The 13,589-nt window shown below is 71.1% G+C and carries 13 protein-coding genes; 3 read left to right on the forward strand and 10 right to left on the reverse strand.

The features are described from left to right. Positions 1–2: 2 nt before the first annotated feature. Positions 3–1,037, reverse strand: a complete 1,035-nt coding sequence (ruvB, locus tag D7W79_RS05375; protein ID WP_120524248.1) for a Holliday junction branch migration DNA helicase RuvB — start codon at positions 1,035–1,037, stop codon at positions 3–5. A 119-nt stretch (positions 1,038–1,156) separates the two neighbouring features. Between ruvB and D7W79_RS05380 the strand changes: the two genes are divergently transcribed. Then, positions 1,157–2,242 carry an MBL fold metallo-hydrolase gene (locus D7W79_RS05380; RefSeq protein WP_120524249.1) on the forward strand — a complete coding sequence of 362 codons (1,086 nt, stop codon included), beginning with the start codon at positions 1,157–1,159 and terminating at the stop codon, positions 2,240–2,242. Positions 2,243–2,245: 3 nt separating this feature from the next. Here the strand turns inward: D7W79_RS05380 and D7W79_RS05385 are convergent, their stop codons facing one another. The 5 genes from D7W79_RS05385 to D7W79_RS05405 form a co-directional block, all read right to left on the reverse strand. Next, positions 2,246–3,739 (reverse strand): ELWxxDGT repeat protein, encoded by a 1,494-nt coding sequence (locus D7W79_RS05385; RefSeq protein ID WP_120524250.1) that lies wholly within the window; start codon positions 3,737–3,739, stop codon positions 2,246–2,248. Positions 3,740–4,026: 287 nt separating this feature from the next. Continuing rightward, on the reverse strand, positions 4,027–4,641 hold the full coding sequence (ruvA, locus tag D7W79_RS05390) for a Holliday junction branch migration protein RuvA (RefSeq protein WP_120524251.1): 615 nt from the start codon (positions 4,639–4,641) through the stop codon (positions 4,027–4,029). Beyond that, the gene (gene ruvC, locus D7W79_RS05395; protein ID WP_120524252.1) at positions 4,641–5,219 is read right to left on the reverse strand and encodes a crossover junction endodeoxyribonuclease RuvC; all 579 of its coding nucleotides are present in this window, start codon (positions 5,217–5,219) and stop codon (positions 4,641–4,643) included. The genes ruvA and ruvC overlap by 1 nt, the downstream gene beginning before the upstream one ends. Positions 5,220–5,253: 34 nt before the next feature. Then, positions 5,254–6,003, reverse strand: coding sequence for a YebC/PmpR family DNA-binding transcriptional regulator (locus D7W79_RS05400; RefSeq protein WP_120524253.1), 750 nt, complete (start codon positions 6,001–6,003; stop codon positions 5,254–5,256). Between the two features lie 87 nt (positions 6,004–6,090). Next, positions 6,091–7,224: a response regulator gene (locus D7W79_RS05405; RefSeq protein ID WP_120524254.1), complete on the reverse strand. Its 1,134-nt coding sequence runs from the start codon at positions 7,222–7,224 to the stop codon at positions 6,091–6,093. A 107-nt stretch (positions 7,225–7,331) separates the two neighbouring features. Between D7W79_RS05405 and D7W79_RS05410 the strand changes: the two genes are divergently transcribed. Further along, positions 7,332–7,991: a hypothetical protein gene (locus D7W79_RS05410; protein WP_120524255.1), complete on the forward strand. Its 660-nt coding sequence runs from the start codon at positions 7,332–7,334 to the stop codon at positions 7,989–7,991. On the opposite strand, the gene D7W79_RS05415 is transcribed toward D7W79_RS05410, so the two are convergent. The 4 genes from D7W79_RS05415 to D7W79_RS05430 all read right to left on the reverse strand — a co-directional run bounded on the left by D7W79_RS05415 (position 7,988) and on the right by D7W79_RS05430 (position 11,698). Further along, positions 7,988–8,245, reverse strand: a complete 258-nt coding sequence (locus D7W79_RS05415) for a hypothetical protein (RefSeq protein WP_171434034.1) — start codon at positions 8,243–8,245, stop codon at positions 7,988–7,990. The genes D7W79_RS05410 and D7W79_RS05415 overlap by 4 nt on opposite strands. Positions 8,246–8,266: 21 nt before the next feature. Continuing rightward, positions 8,267–9,124 carry an Fpg/Nei family DNA glycosylase gene (locus D7W79_RS05420; RefSeq protein ID WP_120524256.1) on the reverse strand — a complete coding sequence of 286 codons (858 nt, stop codon included), beginning with the start codon at positions 9,122–9,124 and terminating at the stop codon, positions 8,267–8,269. Positions 9,125–9,259: 135 nt separating this feature from the next. Further along, entirely contained in the window at positions 9,260–10,276 is a 1,017-nt protein-coding gene (rtcA, locus tag D7W79_RS05425) for an RNA 3'-terminal phosphate cyclase (protein WP_120524257.1), read from the reverse strand. Positions 10,277–10,462: 186 nt separating this feature from the next. Beyond that, positions 10,463–11,698: an RtcB family protein gene (locus D7W79_RS05430; RefSeq protein ID WP_120524258.1), complete on the reverse strand. Its 1,236-nt coding sequence runs from the start codon at positions 11,696–11,698 to the stop codon at positions 10,463–10,465. A 147-nt stretch (positions 11,699–11,845) separates the two neighbouring features. On the opposite strand from D7W79_RS05430, the gene rtcR reads away from it, so the two are divergent. After that, entirely contained in the window at positions 11,846–13,477 is a 1,632-nt protein-coding gene (rtcR, locus tag D7W79_RS05435) for an RNA repair transcriptional activator RtcR (RefSeq protein WP_120524259.1), read from the forward strand. Positions 13,478–13,589 lie beyond the last annotated feature (112 nt).

The raw sequence follows: 13,589 nt of genomic DNA on the forward strand, positions 1-13,589 counted from the left end.
GGCTAGAAGAGGGTCCCCTGTGGGGTGGGGGGCGGCGTCTTCTTGAAGTACTGGTAGGTGCGCAGCGTGGCGGTGCGGCCCCGGGGCGTGCGCATGAGGAAGCCCTCCTGCATGAGGAAGGGTTCGTAGACGTCCTCGATGGTGTCGCGCTGCTCGCCCACGCTCGCGGCGATGGTCTCCACGCCCACCGGACCGCCGCCGAACTTCTCCAGGATGGTCAGCAGAATCTTCCGGTCCATCGCGTCCAGTCCGCTGGCGTCCACGCCCAGGCGGCTCAGGGAGTCGTGCGCCAGGTCGTAGGTGATGCGGCCGTTGCCCTCCACCTGGGCGAAGTCGCGCAGGCGGCGCAGCAGCCGGTTCGCGATGCGGGGCGTGCCGCGCGAGCGGGTGGAGATCTCCTTGCTGGCGGCGCGGTCCATGGGCACGCCGAGGATGCGCGCGGAGCGGTCCAGGATCTGCTCCAGGAACTTCGGCTCGTAGTACTCCAGGCGCTCCTGAATCTGGAAGCGGTCGCGCAAGGGGGACGTGAGCAGGCCCGTGCGCGTGGTGGCGCCCACCAGCGTGAAGGGCGGCAGGTCGATCTTCATCGCGCGGGCGGCGGGCCCGGTGTCGATGGTGATGTCCAGCCGGAAGTCCTCCATCGCCGGGTAGAGGTACTCCTCCACGGCGGCGTTGAGGCGGTGGATCTCGTCGATGAAGAGGATGTCCCGCTCGTTGAGGTTGGTGAGCAGGCCCGCCAGGTCGCCCTTGCGCTCCAACGCGGGGCCGCTGGTGACGTGGATGCCCACGCCCAGTTCGTTCGCGATGAGGTGCGCGAGCGACGTCTTGCCCAGGCCGGGGGGACCGGAGAACAGACAGTGGTCCAGCGCGTCACCCCGGCTCTTCGCCGCGGCCACGTACACCTTGAGCTTCTCGACGACCGCCCCCTGCCCCACGTACTCGTCGAAGGTGCGCGGGCGCAGGGAGACCTCCAGCCGGATGTCTTCCGGCTGAACATCTCCCGAGAGGGTGTCGTCGGACTTCCTCGCCATCGCCATTGCGACCCTATACAGCGAAGGGGCCACATGTCGCTGCCCTTCTGGCGGCGCTAGAGTCCGAGTGGCACGCCGACCGGCCAGCCAGGGGGGCTGCCCCCCTGCCCGAAGGGAGTCGCGTCATGCTTTCCGCTTCCGCCCCGTTCCGTCCCCTGCCCCTGCTGCCCGAAGCCCGCGCCGAGCGTTCGCCCGGCCCCCGGCTGCAGAAGCTGCGCCGCGCCGCGCTGGAGGCCCGCGAGGCCTTCGTCCGGGAGGGCCCGGTGGCGGCGGTGGCCACCTGCGACCTCATCACGTTCCCCTACCCCACCCTGTTCGCCTTCAGTGGGGCGGCGCTGTCACCCGCACCGTACGTGATGATGACCAACCGCATGCAGGTGGTGCAGTTCGCGGAGGCCGGCACCGGCCAGCGGCGCACCCTGCTCTTCAACCCCACCGACTACGAGCGCGGCCACGCGGCGCCCTTCTACCGCGCGCTGCGCGAGCGCTACGGCGCGTTCCTGTCCGACAAGGTGATGTCCACGCGCCACGGCACGGTGCAGGGCCACCTGGAGCAGCTGGGGCTGACGCCGTCGGACGTGGACTACCTGGCCTTCGACCACCTGCACATCCAGGACCTGCGCGGCTGGCTGGGCGGTGACGGAACGCCGGGCGTCTTCCCCCGGGCGAAGCTGCTGGTGCAGCGCGCCGAGTGGACCATGGTGAAACACCTGCACCCCATGCAGCACGTGTGGTTCGTACCCGGCGGCACGGACATCCCCGAGGAGCGCGTGGTGCTGCTGGACGGGGACACGTGGCTGGGCCAGGGCGCGGCGCTGCTCAGCACGCCCGGCCACACGCAGGGGAACATGTCCCTGGCGGTGGCCACCGCGAACGAGGTGTTCGTGGTGAGCGAGAACGGCGTGAGCACGGAGAGCTTCACGCCGCTGTTGTCGCGCATCCCCGGCGTGCGCCGCTTCGCGGAGCAGATGGGCTGGGAGGTGGTGCTCAACGGCAACACGCGCGAGGACTCGCTGGACCAGTACGCGTCCATGGTGGTGGAGAAGCTCTTCGCGGGCCCGTCCGCGCACGACCCGTCGTTCGTGAACTTCCACCCGTCGTCGCTGCTCACCGCGCACCTGCTGGCCCCGGGCCTGGGCCCCACCGTGGTGCTGCCCGCGCCGAACACGGGCGGGCTGCACCCCACGCCCGCGGTGCGGCGCGCGGCCTGAGCGCTACGGCCGGTCGCAGCGGGTCGCGGGGAGGAACGGCAGCGCCCAGGGCTCCTCGCCCTGGACCGGATCCGTGGCCACGAAGAAGACGTGGCCCCCCGCGCGCACGAACCCGCGCGGATTCGCGTGGAGCCCCGCGGGCGCGATGTCGCGCATCGGGTCCACGTGGCCCGGGGCGCCGTTGGAGTACCAGCCCTCGCGGCCCCGGCCCGCCGTCGTCGCGGAGAAGAACAGCCACCCGTCCGCCGCCGCGAAGGCCATGGGAGTGCTGCCCGCGGGGCCCGGCTCCAGGTCCTGCACGAGCACCGTGCCCTGCGCCGTGCCGTCCGTGCTCCACGGCTCGCGGCCATGCACGCCGTCATCCGCCGCGAAGTACAGCCGCCCGTCCATCACCGTCAGGCCGGAGGGCTGCGAGCCCAGGGGCCCCTTCCGCACGTCCTTCACCAGGCGCGTGCCCATGAGCGTGCCGTCGCTCTTCCACAGCTCGCCGCCATGGAGCAGGTCCCCGGGCTCGCCGAAGAAGCCCTCCGCCCCGGCCATGAAGTACACGCTGTTGCCCAGCGGTGTGAGCTCCGACGGGTAGTCCCCCGGGACGTGCACCAGCGAGAACGTGGTGAGGGATGGGCCCCGCGTCACCCAGAGGTCCGCCTCGCCCAGGCCCAGGTCCACGAGGAAGAAGAGGCGGTCGCTCCCCGCCGGCGTCAGCGCGAAGAGCACCGTCCAGGCCGGGCCCCGGAAGAGCACCCGCGAGGCGCCGGTGCGCGCCTCGTGCACCCACAGCGTCACCGAGTCGTCGCCGTACGCCACCAGCGCCAGCCTCCCGTTCCACTCCGTCAGGTCGTCCAGGAACAGCGAGTTCGGACCGGGCGCGAACTCCTGCGTGAGCTGCGTGCCCTTCGCCGTGCCGTCCGTGCTCCACAGCTCGCGGCCGTGCACGCCGTCATCCGCGGTGAAGTACAGCCGCGCGCCCACCACCTTCAGCCCGTCCGGCGCGCTGCCCTGCGCTCCGGGCCGGAGGTCCGCCACCAGCACCGTGCCCGCTTCCGTGCCGTCCGACCGCCACAGCTCCGGCCCGTTCACCCCGTCGTCCGCGACGAAGAACAGCCGCCCGCCCATCCGCGTGAGGAAGCGCGGCGTGCTGCCGTACGGGCCGGGCCGGAGGTCCTTCACCCGGCGCGAGTCCGTGCTGCTCCCGTCCGTCACCCACAGCTCGCTGCCGGTCACGCCGTCATCCGCGCCGTAGAAGACGCGCCCGTCCACCTCCACCAGCGTCTCCGGCGCCGAGCCCTCCGCGCCGGGGCGCAGGTCGCCCACGGGCCGCGCCGACGGGCCACAGGGCTGCGGTGCTCCGGAAGCCGCCATGTCCACCACCTCGTCCACCGCCGCCGACGCCTCGCCCCACTTCACCTCGGCCTCACCGTCCGCCGCGCCACACCCCACCCCGATGACACCGGAGAGCAGCAGCACGAGGACCGGAACACCACGCCACGCCGCCATCACACGCACCTCCTCGGGGCAAGGCGATCCGGTCTGGACCACCGCACCTGTGCTGGAAATTGATGTTTCCAGCGGAATGGGCCAGCTCATGGCCGGCGAGGATGGCGCAAGGATGTCGGACCGTGAGCGTCGCAATCCAGCGGATGATTCCAAGCGAACGGTAACGCCGTTCGCCGGGCGACGTCAGCGGAGTCCCAAGGGAAAAAGACTTGCGCGTATTTTCCGAGGATTTCCAAGCCCTGGAAGCACCGCGTCTCGCCCCGTGGGGCGAAAGCGGTGTCCGGAAGTCACGGGCTGGAGCGCAGGGACTTGAGGGCTTCGCGGAAGAGGGCCTGGAAGGTGGCGTCCGGGCCCAGCCGCTCGATGACGACGTCCGCGGCCTTCTCCGCCTGGGGCTGCTTGTAGCCCAGGTTGAGCAGCGCGGAGACGAGGTCGGCCTTGTTGCCGGAGGTGACGGGCGCGCGGGGCGTGGTGCCGCGCGCGATGCCCTCCGAGTGCAGGTTGCGCACCTTCTCCTTGAGCTCCAGCACGAGCCGCTCGGCGGTCTTCTTGCCCACGCCGTGGATCTTCGCGAGCCGGGCCGTCTCCCCGCGCGACAGCGCCGCGATGAGCTCACCCACCTCCATGCCGGACATCACGCCCAGCGCCATGCGCGGGCCGACGCGGGACACGGTGTTGAGCAGCTGGAAGAGCTCGTCCTCCTGCGGGGAGAGGAAGCCGAAGAGCTCGAAGGCGTCCTCGCGCACCACGGTGCGGATGCGCAGGTCCACCGGCTGTCCGTCCGCGGGCAGCTTGCCCAGCGAGACGGTGGAGAGGTTCACGCGGTAGCCCACGCCGTGCACGTCGATGACGCAGTCCTCGGGGCCCTTCTCCAACACGTTGCCACGCAGCCGGGCGATCATCAGCGGGTCTCCGGGCGCTGGTAGGCGGACGACAGGCGGTCCGCGAGCACCGACGCGGCCCCCTTGCGCTTGCCGTTGCCGGGCGCGCTGGCGCGGGGCATGCCCACGCGGAACTGGTTCAAGTGGCACAGCGCGACGGCGAGCGCGTCGCTGGCATCCGCGCGCTCCAGCGTCGCTTCGTCCACGCCGAGCAGCGTGCGCACCATGCGCGCCACCGCGTCCTTGTTGCCCGCGCCGCTGGCGCCCACGGACTTCTTCACGCTCGCGGGGGCGTACTCGTGCACGGGCAGGCCCGCCTGCGCCGCGGCCAGCAGCGCCACGCCGCGCGCGTGGCCCAGCACCAGGGCGCTCCGGGCGTTGCGGAAGGTGAAGAGGCCCTCCACGGCCACGGCCTCCGGCTGGTAGCGCTGGAGCGCGGCGCTCAAGGCGGCGTGCAGGTCCTTCAGGCGCTCAGCCAGGGGCGCGGACTCCACCACCTTGATGACGCCATGGCCCAGGTGCACGAGCTTGCCCTTCTTCTCCTCCACCACCCCGAAGCCCATGAAGCGGCTGCCAGGGTCCACGCCGAGTACGCGCACCGGCCCGTTCCTTTCCCACGCGCCCGTCAGGGGCTCACGTGGACAGCGACTCCATCAGGGACTCGTCGATTTCGAAGTTGGCGTGCACGTGCTGCACGTCGTCGTTGTCGTCGAGCGCGTCCATCAGCTTCAACAGCCGCTTCGCGTTGTCGCCTTCCACCTTCACGGTGTTCTGCGGCACGAAGGTCCACTTCTGCTCGCCCAGGGGCAGGCCCGCGGCCTCCAGCTTCGCGCCCACCGCGTGCAGGTCCGCCGGGGCGGTGCGCACCTCGAAGCCGTCCGGCCCCTGGTCCACGACGTCCTCCGCGCCCGCGTCCAGGGCCTGCTCCATCACCTGGTCCTCGGTGGGGCCGGGCTTCACGGTGATGACGCCCTTCTTGTGGAACATCCAGCCCACGGCGCCTTCCGCGCCCATGTTCCCGCCGTAGTTGCCCAAGAGGTTGCGCACGTCGCTGGCGGAGCGGTTCCGGTTGTCGGTGAGGCACTCGATGATGAGCGCGACGCCGCCGGGGCCGTAGCCCTCGTACGTCACCTCTTCGTAGGACTCGCCAGCCAGCTCGCCCGTGCCCTTCTTGATGGCGCGCTCGATGGTGTCGCGGGGGATGTTCGACTCGCGCGCCTGGGCCACGGCCACGCGCAGGCGGGCGTTGCTGGCCGGGTCACCGCCACCCAGGCGCGCGGCGACGGTCATCTCCTTGATGGCCTTGGAGTAGAGCTTGCCCTTGGCCACGCCCAGGACGGCATTCCGGCGTTTGAGTTTCGACCATCGGTTGTGACCGGACATGGCGGCGGCTCAGGCGTGGGGTGGACGGGCGTTCAGCCCGTGGCGTTCCCGGCCTTGTGCCCCGAGCAGGCCGCCCGAGTCAAACCCTCACGACGCGTCCGGCTCGGACTCGGGAGCCAGGACGGGCTCGAAGAGGCGGGGCGGGCCCGCGGACTCCCGGGCGCGCTCGCGCTCCTCCACCAGGATGGCGGGCACCAGCACGCCCAGCATGAACAGCCGGGTCGCCGCCTCGTAGGCCAGCGCCTCCGGGAAGCGGCACTCCAGGAGCATCGCGCGCACGGTGCGCCGTCCGTCGAAGAGGCGCACCACCTGCTCCACGTCCTCGGGGAGCGAGGGCAGCTCCTGCGCCAGCCGGCTGAAGTCCACCGTGAGCCGCGCCGCCAGGGGCAGGCCCCGGACGCGCAGCTGTTCGAAGCGCTCCAGGCCGGGCACCAGCTGGTCGCACAGGAACGGGCGGTCCAGGGTGAAGGTGCCCCGGTGCAGCTCCGGGCCGAACGTCACCGTGTACGCGCCCGCGCCGAAGCAGAGCAGGCGCCGGAACGCGAGGCTGCCGCGCTCGCCGTGGAAGCTCGCGTCCACCACCAGGCCGTGGCGGAAGACGAACGCGCCGGTGTCCTCGGCCAGCACCACCCGTCCGGAGCGCACGCCGGACAGGAGCGCGCGCACCAGCCCCACCAGGGGCAGCGCTCCGGTGTGCGCGTCGTAGACGTCCTCCTCGCCGCGCCGTCCCGCCTTGAGCCGCGCGAGCACCGCCACGTCGCGCGCGTCCACCGGCTCCACCAGGTATTCGTCCGCGCCCACGCCCGCGGCCAGGTCGCGGTGGAACTCCTCCGGGTGCCGCGCCACCAGCAGCACCGGCAGGTGCGCGGACCTCGCGTCCGCCCGGAGCACGCCGCAGAGGCTGAAGCCGTCGCCGTCCGGCAGGTCCACGTCGATGATGACCAGCCGGGGCAGCGTCAGCACCGGCCCCGGCCGCGCCGGTTCCGATTCAGGCCGCGACACCCCTGCCTCCAGGCCCAGCCACGCCAGCGCCGCGCGCGCGCCCTCCACGTGCACGGGCTCGAAGCCCTCCGCGATGAGCGCCTCCGTCACCGCCGGCCGCGCCGTCTCGCCCACCAGCAACACCGAGCCCGAACCCTCACCCGGCAGGGCGAGTGCGTCGCGACCTCCCGCGGGCGTGGAGGTTTCAGGAGGCGGTGCGGCGTGCAGGTAGGCAACCATGGATTCCCCATTCTTCCAGGGAACCCGAGCGAATGCACAACCCTCCTCCAAGTCCCTGGATTCGTTGGGTTTTGGCCAGACGGCGTCCCACGCTAGGGTGCGCGCCCATGACGCGCCTCGGACCGCTGCTTGCCCTCCTCGTCGTGCCCTCCCTGGCCCTGGCCCAGGATGCCGAAGTCTCGCTCTCGCAGGAGGACCCGCTGGGCTCCGTGGTGGCGCCGGTGATGCTGCCCGCGGGGGCGACGGCGCTCTATGGCTACACGGGCGCGCCGGAGGTGGGCCTGGGGTTCCGGCAGGGGCTGGGGGCGCTGGAGGTGGAGGCGCGGGCGCGCTTCGACTGGTTCAAGCTGGGCGCGTCGCTGGAGCTCGTGGGCCGCAAGGAGGTGGTGCGCCAGGGGTCGTTCGCGTTGGCGCCGACGCTGGGCGTGGGCCTGGTGCTCAACTCCGGCTCCACGTACATGGACGACGACAACTTCTCCGGCGTGCTGGTGCGCATCCTGCCGGGGATGGTGGCGGGCTACCGGGTGGCGGACACCGTGGTGCTGCTGGGGCTGGTGGACCTGCCCATCGACCTGGGGCTGACCGGCGACAAGCAGCGGCGCTTCCAGGCGCTGGGGGGCCTGGGCGTGGAGGTGTACCTGGGCGGCAACCTGTCGCTGCTCGCGGCGGGACAGGTAGGCGTGGAGACGTTCCAGGAGCGCGCGGGCGCGGGGCAGACGCGGCTGGGCCTCACCGGGCGCGTGGGCCTGGGGACGCGGCTGTTCTAGAAGTCTGGCGGAGGGCTCTGGCGCGGCGTGCCCATCAACTCCAGGGTGCGCAGCGCGACGCGGATGAGCGTCTGGGCGCACGGCTCGCAGCCTCCGCCGCAGCAGTGCGGCCAGCGTCCTTCCGGGTCGCGCAGGAGCGGGCGCACGCTGGACTGGTAGTAGCTGGGGAGCTGGTGCTCCTCGCTCGCGCGGGTGAGCGCGTCTTCGAGGGCCAGGGGCGAGGGGGCGGGAACGTCGGACACGCTCCCGTTCATACCAGCCACCCGGGGGCCTTGTCAGAGCAGTGAGGTCTGCGCCGGGGCCTCTGGCGCGGCGCCGTCCGCGGGCTGGCAGTGCGCGCACCAGTGCGTGTTGCGGCCCCCGATTCGCAGGTGCGACACGGGCGTGGTGCAGCGGGGACAGGGCGCTCCCGTCTTGCCGAAGATGTTGCGACGGTGCTTCGCCTGCCCCTGCACCCCGAACAGGTCGCGCTGCGTGCCGCGCAGCCGTAGGCCCTCCTCCACCACGTCGCGGATGCCCCGGTGCAGCCGGATGATTTCGGAGGGAGACAGCGACGACGCCAGGCGCCTGGGGTCGATGCCCGCGGCCCACATGCTCTCGTCCGCGTCGCGGTTGCCCAGCCCCGCGAGCACGCGTTGGTTCAGGAGCACCGTCTTGAGCGCGCTGCGCCTGCGCCTCAGCAGCTTCGCCAGCACCTCCGGCGTGAAGGACTCGTCGAGCGCCTCCGGCCCCAGCTCCTCCAGCTTGAGCTGCGAGGCCAGCATCGCCGTGGGCCCCAGCGCCACGCGCGCGTAGCCCAGCGTGTCGGTGAGCTGGAGCTCCTCGTTGCCCTCCAGCGTGAGGACCACGAGCGTCGCGGGAGGCCGCTCGCTGCCGGCAGGCCGCAGCTGCAGTTCGCCCCACAGCATGAAGTGCAGCGCGAGCGTCTGTCCGTCATCCAGCGTCAGCAGCATGAACTTCGCGCGCCGCTCCGCCCCGAGCACCTTGCGGCCCCGGAGGTTCTGGATGAAGTCCGGCGGCGAGGCGAAGCGCACCGCCGCGGGCATCAGCACCTCCGCGTCCACGAAGCGGCGGCCCACCACGGCCTGCTTCAGGTCACGGACGATGATCTCCACTTCAGGAACTTCGGCCACGCGCAGCCTCCCCTACAGGTCACAACGTAGGAAGGATGCGAGGTAACGCCACGGGTTGCCTCCCGCTGGCGGGGGCGCCTTGTCCGTCCGCCGGGCATCCGGCCGGACGAGGCCCTGTCTCCGCCCGGCCCCGCGTCAGGCGCGCACGGTCACTTCGTGCACGTCGCGCTCCACCTCCCGCACGTCCACCTTCACGTCGAGGAAGTTCGCCATGGTGTCGCGCTGCGTGAGCGCGTGGCTGTCCAGCGCCAGCGTGCGGAAGCTTCCGCCCTTCGCCAGGGCGCACAGCAGCAGGAGCTGATCACACAGGTGCTCGCCCACGGGCACCCCCGCGTCCAGGTAGCGCTTCACCTTCGTGGCCACCTCCTCGCCCACGGTCTCCGCCCGCTTGCCGCGCTCGCCGAAGCCGGTGAAGACCTCCGTCACGTGCTCGCTCTCCACCTCGACGCGCAGCACGTTGCCCGGACCGAAGGAGCGCTTGAGTTCCTCCGGCCGCTGCTGATCCGGCCGCAGCTTCAGCACGGCGGTCACGGCATCCAGCTCGCGCTTCGCCACGTCGAAGGGAATGGCCGCCACCTGGGCCACGGCCTCCGTGCGCAGCACCCGGCCGCGATCCAGCAACTGGAGCGGCTGGAGCTTCGCGGGATGGATGTCCACGCGGAACCGCCCGCCGCCTGCCGGGTAGAAGCCGGGCCGCTCCAGCGTCACGTCCACGCGCGGTCCCATGCGGCGCAGCAGCGGCAGGTACGCCTTCTCCAGGAAGTCGAACGGCGGCGCCGCCGGGTTGTGCGTTCCGCCCTCCAGCGTCAGCGTGGAGGCCCCATCCGCGTGCAGCAGCGCGGGCAGCACCGTCTGGAACACCAGCGTCGCGCTGCCCGCGGTGCCCACCGCGAAGTGGTAGTTGCCCGCCGTCAGCGCGCGCGGGTGGAAGGACAGCTGCTTGGAGCCCAGCTCCGCGCCCGTCACCTCCGCGGCGCCCACGGCCTCCGCGGCCTTGAGCGCGGTGAGGTGCTGGCGCAGCAGGCCCGGCTTGGCGCGGCCCGCGCGCACGTTGACCATCTCGAACGGCGTGCCCGTCACCAGCGACAGCGCCAGCGCGGTGCGCAGCACCTGGCCGCCGCCCTCCCCCTGTGAACCATCGATGCGAACCATGTGCGTGGTGCTCCTTTGCGCGCTCGCGGACGGATGCAGCATCCCATCCCTGATTACAAAAAATAGCGGCGCCCGCTCCCCCACCTTAACGGCCGCTTGCGCGGACCTCTTCGGGGGAACGGGCGCCTCGGTGGCTTCATCCCGGCATGTGCACCTCCGCGGGGCGGCGGGTGGGTTGTGCTTCGGCTATCCCTTCACGCACACGACCTGCTTGAGCGTGTGGACGACCTCCACCAGGTCCGCCTGCGCGGCCATCACGGCGTCGATGGGCTTGTACGCGGCCGGCGTCTCGTCAATCACGTCCACGTCCTTGCGGCACTCCACGCCCTCGGTCGCCTTCGCGTGGTCTTCCAGCGTGAAGCGCTTCTTCGCCGCTTCGCGCGACATCACCCGGCCCGCGCCGTGGCTGCACGAGTGGAAGGCATCCGCGTTTCCCTTTCCGCGGACGATGTAGGAACGGGCCCCCATGCTGCCGGGGATGATTCCCATGTCGCCTTCGCGCGCCCGCACCGCGCCCTTGCGGGTCACGAAGCAGTTCTTTCCGAAGTGGTGCTCGCGCGAGATGTAGTTGTGGTGGCAGTTCACCGCGGACTCGGACAGCTCGAACGGGGGCAGCTCGCCGCTCGCCTTCAGGGCCTCCACCGCCGAGTGCAGCATGAGCTCGCGGTTCATCGCCGCGAAGTCCTGCGCCCAGCTCACCGCGAACACGTAGTCGTCGAAGTGCTCCGTCCCCTCCGGCAGGTACGCCAGGTCCGCGTCAGGCAGGCGGACGAAGAAGCGCTGCATGTCCTCCTTCGCCAGCTCGATGAAGTGGCTTCCGATGCGGTTACCCACTCCGCGCGACCCCGAGTGCAGCATCAGCCACACGCCGTCCGACTCATCGACGCACAGCTCGATGAAGTGGTTACCCGTTCCCAGCGTTCCCAGGTGCGCCAGCTCCGGCCCACGGCCGATGCGAGGGTGCTTCGCGACGATGCGCGCGTACCCCTCCGCCAGGCGGGCCCAGGCAGCGGTATGCGTCGCGGGCGAGTCCTTCCACGCACCACGGTCATTGCGGCCGCCGTTGTCCGTACGGCCGTGCGGCACCGCCGCCTCGATGGCCGAGCGCACCCCGCGCAACGAGTCCGGCAGCTGATCCGCGCGCAGCGTCGTGCGCACAGCGATCATCCCGCATCCGATGTCCACGCCCACCGCCGCCGGCACCACCGCGCCCACCGTGGGCACCACGCTTCCGACCGTCGCGCCGTAACCGCGGTGCACGTCCGGCATCACCGCGACCCACTTGTGGATGAAGGGCAGGCCACGGAGGTTGCGAAGCTGCTTCTTCGCCTCGTCCTCGAACGGCACCCCCACCGTCCACGCCTTGATGGGGCGGCCCGCTTCGTCCGACAGCACTTCGTAGTTCGTGTTCACGCGGTCCATGGCTCTGCACCTTTCGGTCGTTCGACTCGGGCGCTGTGTCCCGGTCACGTGGGGGAGCTAGAGCAGCCGGCGTGCCAACACCGTTTCCGAGGGAAGCCTACCAGGCGGGCTGGAAATCCATATCCCATGGGATAAATACCTATCCTGATGGCTCAAAAGGCGAAGACGCGGCGCACGGTCGTCATCGGGATGCTGGGGACGACGCTGGACACGGGGATGGGGTCGCAGCGCTGGACGCGCTGGCGGCCCACGGTGTCCTTGTGTCAGCAGGAGGACCTGCTGGTGCACCGGCTGGAGTTGCTGCACCCGCCCCAGGCGACTTCACTGGCGGCGGTCATCCAGGAGGACATCGCGCAGGTGTCGCCGGAGACGCAGGTGCGGCTGACGTCGCTGCCCATCCGCGACCCGTGGAACCTGGAGGAGACGTACGGCGCGCTGCTGGACCACGTGCTCGCGCAGTCCTTCCATCCGGAGGAAGAGGACTACCTGGTGCACATCACCACGGGCACGCACATCGCGCAGATCTGCATGTTCCTCCTGGTGGAGAGCCGGCTGATTCCGGGTCGGCTGGTGCAGACGTCCCCGGGCAAGGGGAAGGAACACGCGGCGGTGGGCACGCACGCCATCATCGACCTGGACCTGTCGAACTACGACACGCTGGCGGCGCGCTTCCGGCGGCAGCAGCGCGAGGGGCTGTCGTTCCTCAAGTCCGGCATCGACACGCACAACGCCGCGTTCAACCGGCTCATCGAGCGGATTGAACAGGTGGCGGTGCAGTCCCGCGCGCCGCTGCTGCTGACGGGCCCCACGGGCGCGGGCAAGTCGCAGCTCGCCAAGCGCATCTACGCGCTGAAGAAGGCGCGCAACCAGGTGGCGGGACCGTTCGTGGACTTGAACTGCGCCACGCTGCGCGGCGACGGGGCCATGTCCACGCTCTTCGGCCACGTGAAGGGCGCGTTCACGGGCGCGGTGGGCGACCGGCCCGGGCTGATGCGGCAGGCGAACGGCGGCGTGCTGTTCCTGGACGAGATTGGCGAGCTGGGCGCGGACGAGCAGGCCATGTTGCTGCGCGCGCTGGAGGACAAGCGGTTCCTGCCCGTGGGCGCGGACAAGGAGGCGGAGAGCGACTTCCAGCTCATCGCAGGGACGAACCGCGATCTCCAGCTGGACGTGGAGCGGGGACGGTTCCGCGAGGACCTGCTCGCGCGCATCAACCTGTGGACCTTCCGGCTGCCCGCGCTGCGTGAGCGACCGGAGGACATCGCGCCCAACCTGCAATACGAACTGGATCAGGCCTCCCAGGCGCTGGGCACCCGGGTGACGATGAGCAAGGAGGCCCAGGAGTACTTCCTGCGCTTCGCCACGTCCCCGGAAGCGCGGTGGAGCGGCAACTTCCGCGACCTCAACGCGGCGGTGTTGCGCATGTCCACGCTGGCCGCGGGCGGGCGGATGACTCGCGAGGTGGTGGACGAGGAGCTGGAGCGGCTGCGGGCGCAGTGGCGTCCCGCAGGCATGGCGGCGACGTCCGGAAGCGAGGACGTGCTGGTGGAGGTAATGGGCCCGGCGCGCGCGGCGGAGCTGGACCGGTTCGACCGGGTGCAGCTCGCGGACGTGGTGACGGTGTGCCGCTCCGCGCGTTCATTGTCGGATGCTGGCCGGACGCTGTTCGCGCAATCGCGTGCGCAGAAGAAGAGCGTCAACGACGCGGACCGGCTCCGGAAGTACCTGGCCCGCTTCGGCCTGGCGTGGGCGGACGTGAGCGGTCGCGACGCGGAGTGACCGGGCCGTCCCCGTGGGCCCGATCAATAAGCAGATGGGAATCCCGCAGGGACTCCCGTCAGCGGTGCACCGCACGAACTGGTCCGACTGTCGGACCAGTTGGGACCACCAC

Source organism: Corallococcus exercitus, assembly GCF_003611585.1.
Lineage (GTDB): Bacteria > Myxococcota > Myxococcia > Myxococcales > Myxococcaceae > Corallococcus > Corallococcus exercitus.

Bases quoted from the DNA above. Each gene is read 5' to 3' on its own strand.
- D7W79_RS05430 (WP_120524258.1), bottom strand. From the start codon at position 11,698: ATGGACCGCGTGAACACGAACTACGAAGTGCTGTCGGACGAAGCGGGC.
- D7W79_RS05405 (WP_120524254.1), bottom strand. From the start codon at position 7,224: ATGGTTGCCTACCTGCACGCCGCACCGCCTCCTGAAACCTCCACGCCC.
- rtcA (WP_120524257.1), bottom strand. From the start codon at position 10,276: ATGGTTCGCATCGATGGTTCACAGGGGGAGGGCGGCGGCCAGGTGCTG.
- ruvB (WP_120524248.1), bottom strand. From the start codon at position 1,037: ATGGCGATGGCGAGGAAGTCCGACGACACCCTCTCGGGAGATGTTCAG.
- D7W79_RS05415 (WP_171434034.1), bottom strand. From the start codon at position 8,245: ATGAACGGGAGCGTGTCCGACGTTCCCGCCCCCTCGCCCCTGGCCCTC.
- D7W79_RS05410 (WP_120524255.1), top strand. From the start codon at position 7,332: ATGACGCGCCTCGGACCGCTGCTTGCCCTCCTCGTCGTGCCCTCCCTG.
- D7W79_RS05400 (WP_120524253.1), bottom strand. From the start codon at position 6,003: ATGTCCGGTCACAACCGATGGTCGAAACTCAAACGCCGGAATGCCGTC.
- D7W79_RS05380 (WP_120524249.1), top strand. From the start codon at position 1,157: ATGCTTTCCGCTTCCGCCCCGTTCCGTCCCCTGCCCCTGCTGCCCGAA.
- D7W79_RS05385 (WP_120524250.1), bottom strand. From the start codon at position 3,739: ATGGCGGCGTGGCGTGGTGTTCCGGTCCTCGTGCTGCTGCTCTCCGGT.
- rtcR (WP_120524259.1), top strand. From the start codon at position 11,846: ATGGCTCAAAAGGCGAAGACGCGGCGCACGGTCGTCATCGGGATGCTG.
- ruvA (WP_120524251.1), bottom strand. From the start codon at position 4,641: ATGATCGCCCGGCTGCGTGGCAACGTGTTGGAGAAGGGCCCCGAGGAC.